18 protein-coding genes and 1 other RNA gene are annotated in these 14,886 nt (G+C 35.0%); 11 read left to right on the top strand and 8 right to left on the bottom strand.

Annotation, left to right across the window (positions count from 1 at the left end):
* Positions 1 to 85: 85 nt before the first annotated feature.
* Positions 86 to 793: a GntR family transcriptional regulator gene (locus tag BZZ03_RS04850; protein WP_086582664.1), complete on the top strand. Its 708-nt coding sequence runs from the start codon at positions 86 to 88 to the stop codon at positions 791 to 793.
* Positions 794 to 831: 38 nt separating this feature from the next.
* Here the strand turns inward: BZZ03_RS04850 and BZZ03_RS04845 are convergent, their stop codons facing one another.
* Together BZZ03_RS04845 and BZZ03_RS04840 are read right to left on the bottom strand one after the other, a co-directional pair.
* Positions 832 to 2,412, bottom strand: a complete 1,581-nt coding sequence (locus tag BZZ03_RS04845; protein WP_086582663.1) for a sensor histidine kinase — start codon at positions 2,410 to 2,412, stop codon at positions 832 to 834.
* Entirely contained in the window at positions 2,381 to 3,079 is a 699-nt protein-coding gene (locus BZZ03_RS04840; RefSeq protein WP_004256833.1) for a response regulator transcription factor, read from the bottom strand. Before BZZ03_RS04840 ends, BZZ03_RS04845 begins: the two co-directional genes overlap by 32 nt.
* Before the next feature lie 307 nt (positions 3,080 to 3,386).
* Between BZZ03_RS04840 and BZZ03_RS04835 the strand changes: the two genes are divergently transcribed.
* From BZZ03_RS04835 to ssrA, 5 genes are all read left to right on the top strand, one after another.
* Positions 3,387 to 3,722 (top strand): putative DNA-binding protein, encoded by a 336-nt coding sequence (locus BZZ03_RS04835; protein WP_019294085.1) that lies wholly within the window; start codon positions 3,387 to 3,389, stop codon positions 3,720 to 3,722.
* A 24-nt stretch (positions 3,723 to 3,746) separates the two neighbouring features.
* Complete coding sequence (locus tag BZZ03_RS12415) at positions 3,747 to 3,935, top strand: PLDc N-terminal domain-containing protein (protein ID WP_086582662.1); 189 nt, start codon at positions 3,747 to 3,749, stop codon at positions 3,933 to 3,935.
* Positions 3,928 to 4,815, top strand: coding sequence for an ABC transporter ATP-binding protein (locus BZZ03_RS04825; protein ID WP_086582661.1), 888 nt, complete (start codon positions 3,928 to 3,930; stop codon positions 4,813 to 4,815). The genes BZZ03_RS12415 and BZZ03_RS04825 overlap by 8 nt, the downstream gene beginning before the upstream one ends.
* Positions 4,812 to 5,561: a hypothetical protein gene (locus tag BZZ03_RS04820; protein WP_019294082.1), complete on the top strand. Its 750-nt coding sequence runs from the start codon at positions 4,812 to 4,814 to the stop codon at positions 5,559 to 5,561. Before BZZ03_RS04825 ends, BZZ03_RS04820 begins: the two co-directional genes overlap by 4 nt.
* 45 nt (positions 5,562 to 5,606) lie before the next feature.
* Positions 5,607 to 5,963: a transfer-messenger RNA gene (ssrA, locus tag BZZ03_RS04815) on the top strand.
* A gap of 93 nt (positions 5,964 to 6,056) precedes the next feature.
* Here ssrA and BZZ03_RS12160 read toward each other — a convergent pair.
* The 3 genes from BZZ03_RS12160 to BZZ03_RS04805 all read right to left on the bottom strand — a co-directional run bounded on the left by BZZ03_RS12160 (position 6,057) and on the right by BZZ03_RS04805 (position 8,593).
* Positions 6,057 to 6,215, bottom strand: coding sequence for a hypothetical protein (locus tag BZZ03_RS12160; protein ID WP_165716880.1), 159 nt, complete (start codon positions 6,213 to 6,215; stop codon positions 6,057 to 6,059).
* Between the two features lie 105 nt (positions 6,216 to 6,320).
* A complete protein-coding gene (locus BZZ03_RS04810; RefSeq protein ID WP_061413011.1) occupies positions 6,321 to 6,860 on the bottom strand; it encodes a YagU family protein in 540 nt (179 codons plus the stop codon).
* 179 nt (positions 6,861 to 7,039) lie between these two features.
* Entirely contained in the window at positions 7,040 to 8,593 is a 1,554-nt protein-coding gene (locus tag BZZ03_RS04805) for a glycosyltransferase family 39 protein (protein ID WP_086582660.1), read from the bottom strand.
* 401 nt (positions 8,594 to 8,994) lie between these two features.
* Between BZZ03_RS04805 and BZZ03_RS04800 the strand changes: the two genes are divergently transcribed.
* Together BZZ03_RS04800 and BZZ03_RS04795 are read left to right on the top strand one after the other, a co-directional pair.
* On the top strand, positions 8,995 to 9,342 hold the full coding sequence (locus BZZ03_RS04800; RefSeq protein WP_086582659.1) for a YxeA family protein: 348 nt from the start codon (positions 8,995 to 8,997) through the stop codon (positions 9,340 to 9,342).
* A gap of 116 nt (positions 9,343 to 9,458) precedes the next feature.
* Positions 9,459 to 9,806: a YxeA family protein gene (locus tag BZZ03_RS04795; protein WP_086582658.1), complete on the top strand. Its 348-nt coding sequence runs from the start codon at positions 9,459 to 9,461 to the stop codon at positions 9,804 to 9,806.
* 77 nt (positions 9,807 to 9,883) lie between these two features.
* Here BZZ03_RS04795 and BZZ03_RS04790 read toward each other — a convergent pair whose 3' ends face one another.
* Complete coding sequence (locus BZZ03_RS04790) at positions 9,884 to 10,627, bottom strand: hypothetical protein (RefSeq protein WP_086582657.1); 744 nt, start codon at positions 10,625 to 10,627, stop codon at positions 9,884 to 9,886.
* Positions 10,628 to 10,842: 215 nt separating this feature from the next.
* Between BZZ03_RS04790 and BZZ03_RS04785 the strand changes: the two genes are divergently transcribed.
* Entirely contained in the window at positions 10,843 to 11,718 is an 876-nt protein-coding gene (locus tag BZZ03_RS04785; protein WP_086582656.1) for a cation diffusion facilitator family transporter, read from the top strand.
* Positions 11,719 to 12,149: 431 nt separating this feature from the next.
* Here the strand turns inward: BZZ03_RS04785 and BZZ03_RS04780 are convergent, their stop codons facing one another.
* Positions 12,150 to 12,587, bottom strand: a complete 438-nt coding sequence (locus tag BZZ03_RS04780; RefSeq protein WP_086582655.1) for a DUF1398 family protein — start codon at positions 12,585 to 12,587, stop codon at positions 12,150 to 12,152.
* Between the two features lie 185 nt (positions 12,588 to 12,772).
* Positions 12,773 to 12,928, bottom strand: coding sequence for a hypothetical protein (locus tag BZZ03_RS04775; RefSeq protein WP_225210226.1), 156 nt, complete (start codon positions 12,926 to 12,928; stop codon positions 12,773 to 12,775).
* A 220-nt stretch (positions 12,929 to 13,148) separates the two neighbouring features.
* On the opposite strand from BZZ03_RS04775, the gene BZZ03_RS04770 reads away from it, so the two are divergent.
* Positions 13,149 to 13,574 (top strand): universal stress protein, encoded by a 426-nt coding sequence (locus tag BZZ03_RS04770; protein ID WP_086582694.1) that lies wholly within the window; start codon positions 13,149 to 13,151, stop codon positions 13,572 to 13,574.
* Between the two features lie 245 nt (positions 13,575 to 13,819).
* Complete coding sequence (locus tag BZZ03_RS04765) at positions 13,820 to 14,254, top strand: universal stress protein (RefSeq protein WP_004256982.1); 435 nt, start codon at positions 13,820 to 13,822, stop codon at positions 14,252 to 14,254.
* Positions 14,255 to 14,886: the final 632 nt, after the last annotated feature.

Here is a 14,886-nt window from a genome sequence, read left to right as displayed (position 1 = left end):
CCAATTATGTAAATCAGCTATTATAGCTGGTTTTTTATTTGAAATTGGTATATAATAATAAAAAAACAAGGCAGAGGGAGACACCATGCAAAGAAGCAATGTTCCAAATTATATAAGAATTCATGACGCGATAAAAGAAGAAGTTGAAAAAACAGTTTGGAAGATTGGTGAGCGGCTGCCGAGTGAACGAGATTTGGCTGAGCGCTTTGGTGTAAGTCGGATGACTGCGCGACAAGCTGTAACGTCACTTGTAGAGGAAGGAATCCTAGAGCGCCGTGTGGGGAGTGGGACGTATGTTGCCAGCCGCCGAGTGCGCGAAAAGATGCGGGGCACAACATCCTTCACAGAAATTATTACTGCTCAGGGAAAAACACCGTCAACTGAAGTTTTAAGTTATCTCAAAACTTTGCCTAACGAAGTCGAGTGCGAGAAGCTGGAAATTTCGAAAGAACAAATGATCATCCGGATGGAACGTGTGCGTTATGCAGATCAAGTACCCATCTGTTATGAAGTTGCAAGCATTCCTTATGATTTAGTAAAATCTTTTGAAAAGAAAAATATTACCTCTAACTTTTTTAATACACTGACACAAGCAGGTTATGAAATTGATCGCAGTCAACAAATTATTTCTGCCAAAAAAGTCAGCACCGAAGTTGCTGAATACCTGAAGATTAAGTCGGGCGATGCTATTTTAGGACTGACGCAAATTTCTTATTTGGCCGATGGTCGCGCATTTGAGTATGTCCTCTCTCAGTATGTTGGGGAGCGTTTTGAGTTTTATTTGGAACGCTAAAAGAAAAAAGACTCTCTTTAGAGAAGTCTTTTTTCTTTTCATAAAGTAACAGTAAATGTCGTTCCTTTACCAGGAACGCTGATTACCTCAATATGTCCTTGAAGTTCTCTAACGTTTTTATCCACGATAGACAATCCTAGACCAGTTCCTGTGACTTGGGTACGGCTTTCATCTACGCGGTAGAAGCGTTCAAAGATACGTGATTTTTCAATTTCTGTTAAACCAGGACCGTTATCCGTGACGGTAAAAACAACTTTTTTCTTGTTTTGATGGAGACCAACGTAGATTTTTCCATGGTCATCCGTGTACTTGATGGCATTTTCAATCAAATTTTCAAAAATGCTATGCACCATCTGACGGTTGGTAACTTGAGAGATAGGAGCAATATCTGTCTGAAGTGACAGGTGCTTTTCATCAAGCAAGGGTTGTGAAGTGTTTAAGATCTCTTCGACAAGGGCGGAGAGATTGATTTTTTTCTTGTCAATATGAATGTTTTGCTTGGTTAGGAGTAGAGTGTCTTGAACCAAAGCAATCAAGCGTGAACTTTCTTTGCTGATAATATGAGAAAACTCGTGACGGTCTGCTTCCGAAAGTGTGTCGTCTTTTAGTAACTCAGCGAATCCTTTAATTGAAGTTAGAGGCGTCTTCAGTTCGTGACTAACATTAGCAATCAGTTCGTTGTGGGCATTTAGTGTTCGTTTAAACGCAGTTATATCAAGTAAAGTGACTAAAAAACGGTTGTCCAAGTCTGGCAGGGGAGAAATACGTACCTGATAATAAGCGTTGATGTTTTCAAAGTAAAAGTTCTTTTCTTGTGTTGTCGGATTGAGCATCTTATCCACTAAGAAACTTAAAAAGTCAGCATAAGGACTGAAAATATCAAGGTTATGTGTATCCGCAAATTCATTTTTGAAAGCAGCATTTGTTTTACGAATTTTTCCTTTAGCATTGTAAATGAAAATAGGAAATTGAAATAGTTCAATGAATTCGTAAATGTTCTCTTTCTTTTCACTGTGCGATAAAATCTGATTTTGGATGTATTCGCCCAGAGAGTTTAGCGCCAGGGTTACTTTATCATCGTTTTCGCTCATCAAGTAACTCTGCGTGAGCGGGCTGCGTTCGATATTTTTAATTTTAGCAACAATATCTTGAGTGAAAAGATAATTACGTCTGGCATGAACAAAAACGTAAGAAGCACAAGCAAGATAAACAATTAAAGCAAAACCACCGACCATTAAGTTGGTAAACCAAGGCGAAGTTCGACTATCTTCAGCATGAAGATAACCTGTTATCACACCGTCAACACGGATAGGACTTGTAATTTCAATAGTATGACGGCTGACAGACTGTGCATAGTCTGCGCCCTCTTCAATTTTTGCGGTCTCCTGGTTGTGTGTACCTGCTGGAAGATACTGAAACTTGTTAGGAAGCGCAGAATTTGGATTTTCTGCGAGGAGTGTTTTTGTAGTGTCAATAGTGTGCAAGACACGATTGGTGTCGGTTTTTAGAATCTGTATGTTGAGAAAAACAAGCAGAATCACAGTCGCAACAAGATAAATGATTGTCGAGATGACAATATTTTTTAGCTTAATCTTTTTCATCAGAGAAGTAGTACCCAAATCCTCGTTTTGTTTTTATAAATTGATTGTCTAACTTTTTACGAATTTTGCTGATTAAAACGTCAATGGTTCGCGTTTCGGCAGCGGAAGAAATGCCCCAAAAGTGCTGCAACAATTCTTCACGCGAAATCACATCGCCTGAGCGTTCAATTAAAAGCTCTAAAATTTCAAATTCACGTTTAGTTAGCTCTAAAGGTTGTCCATCAAAGATACAAACTTTTTTAGTGAAATCAAGCTCCAATCGGTCAAATTTAATACCAGATTTTTCCGCAGATTTTTCATTTTCAATCGTTTTATTATAGTGCTGGTGGCGTCGAATGAGTGCATTTACTCGGACAATGATCTCCTTCATAGGAGTTGCTTTATCCAAGTATTCATCAGAACCTGAATTAAGACCAGTCAGTTTCATCTCTTCGTCATCACGCGCTGTAAGTATCAAAATTGGCGTGAAGTTTTGCTTTTTTCGCAAAATTTCCGTCACTTCAATACCAGAGAGTTCGGGCATCATTAAATCCAGCAAAATTAAATCGTAATGATTTCTCTTAGCTTTATCCAGAGCTTGTTTGCCATCACTGACTGTGGTCACTTCAAAATCACTCTGCCTAAAATTATAAGAAAGTAAGGTTAAAATCGAGCGATCATCATCCGCAATTAAAATCTTTTTCATTCCTCCATTATAACATATTGATAACAAGACAAAGAGAGATTTCGACTGAGGGAAGCAAAACTATTTTTGAGAGAGGACGAAGTTGTGTGACTTGCATAAATTTATGTTGAGATTTTCTGGTCTATTAGGGACATTGAGGTTCATGACAAGTTTCTATCTTAAAACAAAGCTACAAATCTGGGAAGATGTCCTTATGATTACGGCGATAATTATGATAAAATTATAAAAGATAACGGACAATTAAGTTATAAATAAGGATGAAAACAGCGATTAAAAATCAGGTGTTTTCTTAGAATATTAGGAAATTATGGAAATCGAAAAAACAAATCGTATGAACACGCTATTTGAGTTCTACGCGACTCTTTTGACGGACAAACAGATGAATTATATTGAACTTTATTATGCAGATAATTATAGCTTAGCTGAGATTGCTGAGGAATTCAATGTCAGTCGTCAAGCTGTATATGATAATATTAAGCGAACAGAAAAAGTATTGGAAGGTTATGAGGAGAAGTTGCATCTTTTTTCTAATTATGTGGTGCGCAATCAGTTGATTGATGAGCTTTTAGCAGAGTACGCATCGGATCAACACCTAACAACAATATTGCGTGAAATTCAAAAAATCGATGAAGATGAATTTTAAAAGACAAAGAATGGAGTGTACAAAATGGATACACGTATAATTGTTCCTTTAATTTTGCTGGTTTGTCTCTACTTAGGGGCTTGTTTTTACAGTATTTTTAAAAGTGCACATGTTAAGTACCTGCCAAGATGGGCTTGGGCACTTGTCTGTATCATTTCGATTCCTTTAGGCGGAATTCTTTATTTTATTGTAGGAAGGGACACATATGAATAAAATCATTGAAATAGAAGATTTAACGGTTTCTTTCGGTAATTTTGACGCTTTAAAAAACGTGACATGCTCAATTAGTGCAGATCCAGGAATTATTGGGTTAATTGGTCCTAATGGTGCCGGAAAAACAACTTTAATTCATGCGATTTTAGGTCAACATAAAGCTAGTCAGGGAGAAATTAAACTTGCGAATCAAGCATTGGCCTATTGTCCGGACACACCTGAATTTCCTGCCTACCTTACCGCAACAGAGGTGTTGCAACAAAGTTGCGCCTTGAACGAAAAAGCAGAAGACCTTCAACAAATTGAGGCGACACTCGAAAAAGTCGGTTTATCAGAGTATCCCAATAAGAAAGTGGGTGGCTATTCGCGGGGGATGAAGCAACGTCTGGGAATAGCTGTGGCACTCTTACTTGATCCCGTTTTGATATTTCTAGACGAACCAACAAGTGCCCTAGATCCTATTGGACGAATTGAGATTTTGCAACTGATTACTAAAGTATCACAGGAAAAAACAGTAGTTGTTTCCAGTCACCTTCTTGCAGATATTGAAAATATTGCTGATCGTCTCCTTGTTTTAAATCATGGAGAACTTATTTTTCAAGGCACACTTTATCAGTTCATTGAAAATAGTCAGATGGACGAGTTTGCAGAACTAGAGATTAAAAGTGAGCAAGTCAAACAAGAAGTCATGGATATTCTTCAGGTAAATGATATTGAATTCTATCCTGAAATTACGGGAAAATTGATGATTAAAAGTGAATACACAGAGAAACTGCTACAAATTTTCCCGGATATTGGGCAAAAAATAAGTACTTATCGTGCTACGAGCAACAGTCTTGAGATGGCTTTTGAGCGTGCGATTACAGGAGGAGAAAAGTGAGAAGATTAATTCTTTTGGAAACGAAAATGTGGTGGCGCAATAGCCGGCTCCTCATTCTTTTCTTTTTATTTGCTTTTTTTGGTATTACCTCACCTGTCTTGATTTATTATATGAAGGAATTTCTGGCGACTTTTGGTGGGACAGAAGGGACGATTATTCTCATGCCCGATCCCAACTGGAAAGCTTTGATGGAGTCGTATTTTAGTAATATTTCTCAGATTGGCCTTTTTGTTTTGGTTTACTTTACTGCTGATACTTTTAAGCTGAAAAAGGAGAGTTCCCTCGGACTCTACTACTCAACAGTAGCCCGAAATTCGTTTATTCTATGGACGCCTAAGCTTATCCTCGCCTTTTTAGTAACCCTAGTGAGCAATTTGGTAGGTGTGGTAAGTGCCACATATGTAACTTGGGTTTTCTTTCCTGAAATTGAGTTGGGCAGAGTGCTCTCAGCGAGTTTGCTCCAAAGTCTAGCTCTACTTACCTTGGTCATATTTGGCAGTGCTGTTGCTGTCTGGACACGGAAGGCATTTCTAGCAGTTGTTTCCGCAATAGTACTGATGGTAGTGAGTTCAATTATTCAGACACTGAGTGATATTTCCGACTGGTTGCCTCTCAGTTTGCTTTCTCCAATTAATGTGTTAAATGCGCCAGGGCAAGTTAATTTTGGTACTGTCAGCATTTGCGTTGGCATTATAGTACTCTCAATTATTGCTATCTTGGTTCGACCATTGCGCGTGAAATATTAAATGACTTGTGCTATAATTAATGTCTGGAAGTTATTCCACCGTAACGGGGGCGTTACGGATTCGACAGGCATTGTCGCGCATGAACTGCAACTGGTGGTGATGTCACCTAAATCCATCGCAGATAAATATAACTGCTAAAAATAACACTTCTTACGCACTCGCTGCCTAAACACCAGCTTGCGTAGCTGATGATCGTTCGCCGATGGCGGCCTGAAGCTCTAAACCTCAGTCGGATACGTTTTTATGGTGGCTTTACATAAAAAAAGAGATTTTAAAGCACCGCAAATTTCTGCTGTTTGAGACTGGCTTTGGAAATTTGTTAAACTAGAGAAAGTCCTATGGTTGTAGACGTTGATGTAGCAAGGTGTCTGGACAGGGGTTCAACTCCCCTCGCCTCCATTGTATATATAACTACTTTATTGTAGTTTAATAAAACCGCTCTATTGAGCGGTTTTTTTCATACAAAAAAGCGCCTAATCAAATAGGCGCTGTTAGTTATGCTATCGCTTCTAAATTATACACGGCTTCTTCAATGGTGTTGCCGAGACTACTTAATGAAGTAGTTGCATCTACCATAGAAGCTTTAAATAAATTCGTTGAAGTATCTAGAGATACTGTGTATTTGAAGTTTTTAGTGTTATTAGTGAATGTCATATGCATTCCCCTTTCTTGTTTCTCATCGAAAGGACACTATAACGAATATAACGAAATTCTATCCTTATTGTAGCACAATAAACTTAAAACACAAACTTAATTTACTTAAATGTTTGTTAAAATTCCACTGCTATCCTTTGATATTAAATAATATAGACAGGCAGCGATGGACCATGCCCAAACGATATGTCCAAAAAACTCTGAGAAATGTTCTGCGAAAGGCTGTTTCCAAGGTGCAGGGATGGTTTTCATCACAGGCAATAAAACGATATGCCAAACGAACCAGATGATGATTCCATAAGCAGCACCTTGCCAAAGGGCAATCCATGGCCAATATTGTGCAATGAAAATAAATAATGTAGCAAAGACTATGGAAAAACTAAAATGCAAAATTAAAGAAAACCAATACACTTTTTGATCACGCGAATACAAAACATAAGCATGAGTAAGTGAAGAAGGCACTCCAAATTGCTCCAGCATACGTTGGGGTGGATTAGTGGCATTCCTTTCAGAGGTTCTAGGTGGAAGGATTGCTTCCCAACCAATCTTAACCATTCCAGAAATCATACCTGAAATAAAGCCATACCAGATACTTTGAAAAATTATTTCCTGAAGAGAAGCGCTAGGGATAGTAAATGAAAACATAGAATGACTCCTTTTAATATAATTTATATTTTAACAAAAAAACTTTGTAAAATTGTGTACTAAAGCTTCATAAATAAAACCCCTATACAGTAGGAGTTTATCTATTTATGAAGTTGTGAGTTGTATAAGGAGTAAGCAGAGTCAGAATAGTTTTTGACTGTTAGATTTTTATTTACTTATTAATCCTTTTTTAAATCTTGAGTGCTAAATTTTGAATGATATCCATAAGCTGCTAAGATAACAAATACAGGCAAGGCTTGAATAAGATAGCGACTTCTCCCACCTTCAAAGAGAAGCAAGAAGAGCATAAGTCCAATCATAGATAAAAGTAACCACATAACTTTAAAATCATATCTTGATTTTAGAGTTGAAAGTAAAATCCCAAAAATCATAACGATATAGATAATTTGTGCAAAGAACCTGTAGAAAAAAGTATTTTTTCCATTGGCATAACCTTTACCATTGCTATCAGTATAAATAAAGCTTCTTAAAAACTTTCCGAAATTTGAATGAATAAAAGGTGAGAGTTTTTTGCTTGGATTGAGATTCTGTGTGACAAGGAAACCAGTTTTACCTCCACCGTCTGCGCCCCAAGCATAGGCACCATCACGGACAGTTTTACAATACTTTCCATATAGGAATTTGACATATCCTAGAGTTCCTAATTGTTTTAGTCTTTGCTTGAAGACGTCAATATTCACCTCTTTCTTTTCCTTAGCAGTTTTGGCTGATCTGGTAAGTCTCACGTCAGGTACATTATACATACCATTTTTAGAGATGCCTAACATCAAAAAATGAGTCATAGGAAACGCTTTATTTTTATCAAATTGAACATAGTTTTGATTGTTTTTATAAAGTGTAAAAGGCATTGCAAACATTAAAGCACCAATAATAAAGACTAAGAAGGAGATAAAGAAAGGTTTGAGTTTTCTTAGCTTAAGTATAGAAATTAAAAAGTATGCTATCACAAAAATAATTGCAGAGGGCTTTAGATAGTAAGCTATGGAGCTGAAAAAACCAGCAGAGAGTAAAGATATAAGTCTATAGTGAGCCGAAATATTGTCTTGGTTCCATCGAGTCAAAAAGAACATCCCTAAGCTCACAAAAGGCAACACAAAGGTGTCACTATATGTGTTTAAAAACCAAGGACTAAAACCGAGGGTTGCTATAAAAATTAAGATACTGTATCGAGCGGTTTGTTTATCGAAAAGATGCTTTGCTGTAAAATATGACATTGCTATAGAAAAATCTATTGCTATGATATTTAAAAGTTGTAAAAGAGTTAGACTATGAACGACTCTCATGAATAAGAAAAGTAAAAAATTATTAGGATAGTTCTGGAGATAGGTCCATTTTTGAGAATTTATATCGCCCATAGCAGCATGATATACTCCGTAAACATCATATCCTGAGAGGCCTGAAGCAAATAAAAGGGTAACTATTTGAAAGAGAACCATAATCCCAAATACTGCGACAATATTATTACCTAAAAATCTTATAACAGAGGATAACCCATGTTTTAAATTATCGCGATTCAGATAAGATACGATCAATGCTATTAAGCTAAGTATGAAGATATAAGCTCCATTTTTTGAGTAAATTTGCTCTAAAGAAAAATTTTCTGAACGAACAGCACTGAAAAGCCAAAAAGAACTCAAGAGAAAAGCTGCTACAAATAGTGCCTCATATAGAAAAAATTTTTTAGTGATTATTTTTTTTGAATTCTTTATCAAGAATGATTACTCCCATAAGTATAGTGGTCCCATATTTAAACTGAACAGAAAATTCCCTTGGAGATAAAATGAGTTATATTTTCTGTCTATTTAATCTTGGGCTTTTATACCTGTATTATAGATAAAAAATACCGATTATGCAATTTTTTATACGACTAAAGTTGCATATTTTTGATAATTTTTTTTAAAATATTTTCTAAAATAAAGACACAAAAAAGAGACATGTATATAGAAGAAATAATTATAGAATCATAAATAAAATTAAGAGTTTGTGTGGACGAATTCGCCCAGAGTTAAGAGGTCTCAAATTTGATTATTACAATAATGTAAGTCTATTTTAGACAAATTTGGAGTAAAATAATGCTAACAACTTAATGTTGTGAGTTGAATGGAAAAATAAAATGAAAAAAATATTGTTTGGTTTTTTAGGTGTACTCTTAATTTTAGACATTGGCTTTTTTTGGGAAAATATTAGCTATACACAAACGATTTACTTTGCACATGTTCAAGGGAAGGTAAATACGAAGACACTTAAAAATTCGGCTGGTACCTTAGGTCACTATAATTATACAGTAAAGGGAGTGAGCTCTAGAGGAGCTCTTAGGGAGATTCATCTTGAAACGGATCAACAACTCCACGCTGGGACTTATCTAGAAATTCACGCGGACAACAAAAAGGACGCAACCAGCTGGAAAATCAGGAAAGAATATGAAATCCCTAGAACGGCATTAGATAAACTTGATGAATAGTGGGTTCTTCAAATTTAATAAAAAATGAACATTACTTTCTTAAGAAAATGTAAGTTGTAACTGCAAAAATAAAGGTAAAATAATTTTATAGAAGAAAAATAAATGAGGTATGAAATATGAAAAAAGTATTAGTAGGAATCATGGCACTTGTATTAATTGTTGTCGGCGGAGGTTATGCTTGGTATCACACAGCATATGGTGGCGACAGTTACTACGTTCATATTCGAGAAGATGGTGTTGCTAAAAAAGAAAAAGACGATTCAGGGCAAGAATTTACGAGGTACTATTATACGTTGACCGGTTATAATGAAAAGGGTGAAGCCAAAGAAATGGAATTCACTGGAAGTCATAATCTCAGACATGATGCTTATTTAAGGCTAGTATATAACGATAAGAAAGGCGTAACCAGCTGGGAGGAAGTTCAGAAGCAAGATATTCCTCAAAAAGTACAGAATAAAATTTAGAAAAATTTACTTATAAAAAATCTACGGTCTAAGAACGTAGATTTTTTATTTATTATTTATAATGTAGGAATAATTGGTTATTCGGCTTTGGGGTATGTATTTGTTGCTACATCATAAGTTACAAGATAAATAGTGCCATTAGGTAAAACCTTGTATAAACCAACGGTTCCGCTCCCACCATTTGCTCGCATTTCTTTTGAAAAAACTTGAATTACAAAAGAATCTTGCGTATTCACAGCATCAAAATAATAATCATCTGGATTGGAAAGATAGCTCTTAAAATAATTAAGTACAGTATCCTTAGTAAAATTATTGCTGTCAAGTTGGGCAGCTAAAGTAAAATCAGCAGTAGTACCAGCATTATCTGTAATCTGAATTGTTTCAATCTTATCTGCTGTTGCATTAAAGTTGATCTCTATCTGGCCTTGATTAAAAAGATAAATTTGGTTAAAGGGTTGATTTTCGGTCTTAGATTTAAAAGTACTTTCGTTGATAATGACAGAGCCAATATCTTTTCCGGTATGAGAATAATATTCAATGTGGTCTTTGGTGATGATTAGAACATCATTGTTGCTGTTTTTATAGAGCCCATGAAAGTTTGAATAGTCTCCTTTAGCAAACTGTTCTAAAGCTTCAGGATAACTTTTTTGCTGCTCACTTGATGCGGCAGTATCCTGAGAAGAATTAGGAGCAGATGTAGAGGAGGAACTGTGAGCACTTGACTGTTTATCTTGAGCAAAATTGGCAGTATCCTCTTTTTTATCCGCTCCACAACCAACAAGTAAAAGTAGTGGAATAAGTCCTAATATAATTTTTTTCATAAATTAATCTCCTAGTTACAGTATATCACAGATGGAAAGAGTACGCTTTCTTTTACTGTAAAAGAGTAATTTTATAGAATAAAAGGAAAAAAGATGTGAGAAACCTAAAAATAATGCTCTAAACTTTCTTGATTAAATTAAAACAACATTTCATTTTGTTTTTACAATAGTCGATGATACAATAGAAAGGTTACTTTTTGCAGAAGGAGAAGGATATGGAAAACAAGAGATATAAAGAACTGAAAATCGCTGAGAAGGGCGCGTGGATTAGTATTTCAGCATATATCATTTTAGCTTTTACAAAGATATTTATGGGGATATTTGCAAATTCGGAAGCGTTGCGTGCGGATGGTTTGAATAATTTTACAGATGTGATTGCTTCAGTTTCCGTACTCATAGGCTTGAAACTTGCCCGCAAACCAAAGGATAATGATCATCGTTATGGACATTGGAAATTTGAGAATATTGCGAGTATGATTACTTCCTTTATCATGCTGATGGTTGGACTTGAAGTTTTATATTCTTCTTTTGAAAAGATTGTCAATAATTCTTTCACACCACCAAATCCTTTATCTGCATTAGTCGGTATTGGTTCTGCTTTAATCATGGTGGCTGTGTACATTTATAATAGTAGATTAGCAAAAAAAGTTAATTCGCAAGCCTTGATGGCAGCAGCAAAGGATAACTTAAGTGATGCTTATACATCAATTGGTGCGGCTGTAGCAATTGCGGCTTCTTATCTTCACTTTTATATTTTAGATACAGTAGCGGCTTTTATTATTGGTATTATCATTATCAAAACGGCCGTTGAAATTTTCAGAGAGAGTAGTTTTACTTTATCTGATGGTTTTCCTGAGGAAGATTTGGAAAAATATAAGAAGGATATTTTAAAAATTCCTGGTGTGAAAGGAGTACCTTTTCTTAGAGGAAGAACTTATGGTGCCAATATTTTTCTAGATATCGTTATCTATGTGGATGCTCAACTTTCAGTTGCGGAAAGCCACATGATTACCGAGGAAATTGAAAAACAACTGTCCGAAAAGTTTGAAGTTTTTGATATTGATGTACACGTAGAACCTTTTCCTGAATAAAAAAGTACCGGTAATTTACCGGTACTTTTTTGCTTACATGATAGGTAAGAATGAAGGTAACATCATCATTCCAAAAGAAATAATGATGAAAAGAGCAATCGCTACTTTAATAATTGAGGTAAATAAAATTTTAACCATTCCTTAATTCTATCAAAAGAAAGAAGATAAGCAAAAGAAGCTTAAAATTTTTTAAGCAATGAAGGCCAGCATTTTTGTGCCTACATAAATAAGAAGAAAGAGGCAAACTGCTAAAATAAGCAGTGCTTGAATTAATGCCTTAAAATAAATTTTTATCATAGATGAATTTTAACAAAAATGGCAACGAGAAGCAAAACTTCTGTGATAATGGTTTATCTTATGAAGATGAAAAAACATCACACTCTGCATAGTCGGTAATAAAAAAAGACCTTGACATTTCAAGAGCTTTTTAATTAGGGGAGAAAAGATTCGGTAGATGAAGTCTCGATTTCAACAGTGGGATAGTTTTCTTGATAGACTTGGTCAAATGCGCCAAAATAACTCATCTGTCGTGTAGTGAAATCAATCTCATATCGGATTACGCCCGCTTTCCAAAGTGAAACCAAGAATTCAGGGAAGGAAATTTTACCAGCTTGGTTTGCACGAATATTTTTGATAAGAGCAATTTGATCAAAATCTGGGCAAGGCCCAACACGTCCAATTAAAGGGTTCCCCGGATTTACAAGTGAGCCAGCTTGCGAAAAGTAGAAGCTGTCTCCAGAAGGGAGGTGCCATATATTTTTTACAATTCCTTCCTGTCTTAAACATTCGGCTAGATAGGGAAATCCCTTAGATTCAGCGCCGATATGGTTTGCTTTGAGCATTGCTCTTTGAATATTTTTTGAAATCATGTGTACAATCTCTTTTCTATTCAGATGTCTATGATGCCATTAAACCATAATTTAGGTAAGAAGTAAATTTTTGAGGATATATTTAGGGGAAGAGAATTAGATTTTTGAGTACAAAAAAAGGCATCTACTTAAACGTGTGAAGTAGATACCATCACGAGGAATATTCATCCATTGCTATGAGCTCCTTATGCTAATTCTTCCAAGTTTTGCATTGCTTCTTCGATGGTACGACCAAGCCCAAAAACAGCTGGATCATTAGCCAAAAATACTTTAAAAATATCTTTTGAAGTATCCAAAGATACAGTATACTTGAAATTTTTGTTTTTGTTAGTGAATGTCATAATGCATTCTCCTTTCTCTATATTATATCGACGAAAGGACACTATAACGTACATAACGAAATTCCATAATTATTGTAACACATTCTTTTAAAAAGTACAAAAAAGCTACTTTTAAAAGTAAACCTGAACATTTGCTCTAATTTTTCACTGAAATATTTGAATTGTTACGAGGAAAGAGCGATAATAGACTTAAGGAAAGAATGAAGCGGAGGTACTAATGATGGAAAAACAATATCACAATATTTTAGTTGCACTAGATGGTTCAGATCAATCTTATAATGCAGTGCACGAAGCAATTACTTTAGCAAAGAGAAACAACGCAAAACTTCATGTTTTGACTGTTAAGGATATGGAGCATCATTATGGCATGACAGGCTTTGGTGTCGTCGAAAATCCTGAAATTGATATGATGGCGCAAGATATCCTGAAGAAAGCAGCAGAGATTATTGGCGAAGAAGTACCTTATGAGAGTTATGAGATTGTTGGTGCACCTAAGCATATGATTGTCCAATTTTCCGAAGATAAGAAGATGGATTTGATTGTTATTGGCGCAACTGGAGCAGGTATGATTAATAAACTTATGTTAGGTTCAACCACCCAGTTTGTTGTAAATCATGCACCATGTAATGTCTTGGTCGTTAAATAGATCCAAAAAGTAGCTTGTCATCGACTTATTTAAAAGCATTAATTTTTAGTGTTACTTAAGAAAGTGGCGATATAATACAAGTATTCCAGTAAGATGTTTATCTTATCACTTCAATGCGCTCACTTTGTGGGCGTATTTCTTTTATGCTTTTTTCGGTCGAGCATTGCTTTCAAGGAAATGATTTCGTTTTTAGGGGAAGAAAATGTACAATAGAAGTAGAGAAAGATATAAAAGGAGGAATGATTATGACTGACTATTATAAAAATATTTTGGTTCCTGTGGACGGATCTGAACAATCTTACAAAGCAGTAGATGAAGCGATTCGTATTGCCCGTCTCAATCATGCAAAACTACATGTTCTGACTGTAAAAGATATCAATAAATATTATGGTGCTGTGCATAAAGGTATTGTAGAAACACCAGGATTGGATCAACTTGCGCAAGATATTTTGGCAAACTGTAAAGATATTATCCGCGAACAAGTTGAATATGAAACTTACGAAATTGCAGGTAAGCCAAAACTAAGAATTGTTAATTTTGCAGAAGAAGAAGATAAAAATATTGACTTAATCGTCATTGGTGCAACCGGAACAGATATGTTTGACCGCCTTTTAGTAGGCTCAACAACAAATTACGTCATTAATCACGCACCTTGCAATGTTATTGTGGTTAAAAAATAGTATCCTTTGTTTGATTTAAGAAAGAAAGGTTATACTTTACTTGTTCCAAAATTTTTCATAAAACTCCCCAGTCCTCGTATTGCGAGGGCTTTTTTAATTTTTAAATAACAGTCTCGAAGAACCTTCCTTCCATTTGACATACAACCTATAAGCCAGTAAGGTAAAAGCAAATTTTGTTGTATTTTTGATCCTGTTAAAGTGCAAAAAAATATTTGGATAAGAAAAGGACTTTCGTATTTTTGTTTTTTGGAAAGATTTGCTTATTGTGTTCATTTTAAATATATGATATTATGTAAGTGTGAGATAAATGAGAAGTTTTTTGTGAAATAATATTTCGCTACAAAATTTTCTTATGAACATCTGTAAAAAAAACCTTAATTTTATTGAAAGAAGCTCCTGTTTTCAGGGGCTTTTTTCAATATTTTTTTATTTTTTAGCCCATTTTTTATTGAATTATATGATTTTCTCTTTCAAAATAACTTTTCTATTATTATTTGAGAAAAATATCGTGAATAGATATACAAAAAAGTGAATTTTATTTCATTTTTTCTGTATAATTTTTTGTTTATACAGGTTAATTGGCAATAAAATTAAGGTTTGTCTAAAAAATGCGAGTGAATAAATAGTTAAAG

Origin of the sequence: Lactococcus petauri (genome assembly GCF_002154895.1) — a bacterium.
In the GTDB taxonomy this organism is placed as follows: domain Bacteria; phylum Bacillota; class Bacilli; order Lactobacillales; family Streptococcaceae; genus Lactococcus; species Lactococcus petauri.
This window is presented reverse-complemented; position numbering and strand designations above follow the sequence as displayed.

What these genes read in the sequence shown, in the direction of transcription:
- BZZ03_RS12160 (WP_165716880.1), bottom strand. Translation starts at nt 6,215, where the DNA reads ATGACATTCACTAATAACACTAAAAACTTCAAATACACAGTATCTCTA.
- BZZ03_RS04775 (WP_225210226.1), bottom strand. Translation starts at nt 12,928, where the DNA reads ATGACATTCACTAACAAAAACAAAAATTTCAAGTATACTGTATCTTTG.
- BZZ03_RS04780 (WP_086582655.1), bottom strand. Translation starts at nt 12,587, where the DNA reads ATGATTTCAAAAAATATTCAAAGAGCAATGCTCAAAGCAAACCATATC.
- BZZ03_RS04765 (WP_004256982.1), top strand. Translation starts at nt 13,820, where the DNA reads ATGACTGACTATTATAAAAATATTTTGGTTCCTGTGGACGGATCTGAA.
- BZZ03_RS04810 (WP_061413011.1), bottom strand. Translation starts at nt 6,860, where the DNA reads ATGTTTTCATTTACTATCCCTAGCGCTTCTCTTCAGGAAATAATTTTT.
- BZZ03_RS04795 (WP_086582658.1), top strand. Translation starts at nt 9,459, where the DNA reads ATGAAAAAAGTATTAGTAGGAATCATGGCACTTGTATTAATTGTTGTC.
- BZZ03_RS04850 (WP_086582664.1), top strand. Translation starts at nt 86, where the DNA reads ATGCAAAGAAGCAATGTTCCAAATTATATAAGAATTCATGACGCGATA.
- BZZ03_RS12415 (WP_086582662.1), top strand. Translation starts at nt 3,747, where the DNA reads ATGGATACACGTATAATTGTTCCTTTAATTTTGCTGGTTTGTCTCTAC.
- BZZ03_RS04770 (WP_086582694.1), top strand. Translation starts at nt 13,149, where the DNA reads ATGGAAAAACAATATCACAATATTTTAGTTGCACTAGATGGTTCAGAT.
- BZZ03_RS04835 (WP_019294085.1), top strand. Translation starts at nt 3,387, where the DNA reads ATGGAAATCGAAAAAACAAATCGTATGAACACGCTATTTGAGTTCTAC.
- BZZ03_RS04800 (WP_086582659.1), top strand. Translation starts at nt 8,995, where the DNA reads ATGAAAAAAATATTGTTTGGTTTTTTAGGTGTACTCTTAATTTTAGAC.
- BZZ03_RS04825 (WP_086582661.1), top strand. Translation starts at nt 3,928, where the DNA reads ATGAATAAAATCATTGAAATAGAAGATTTAACGGTTTCTTTCGGTAAT.
- BZZ03_RS04790 (WP_086582657.1), bottom strand. Translation starts at nt 10,627, where the DNA reads ATGAAAAAAATTATATTAGGACTTATTCCACTACTTTTACTTGTTGGT.
- BZZ03_RS04840 (WP_004256833.1), bottom strand. Translation starts at nt 3,079, where the DNA reads ATGAAAAAGATTTTAATTGCGGATGATGATCGCTCGATTTTAACCTTA.
- BZZ03_RS04785 (WP_086582656.1), top strand. Translation starts at nt 10,843, where the DNA reads ATGGAAAACAAGAGATATAAAGAACTGAAAATCGCTGAGAAGGGCGCG.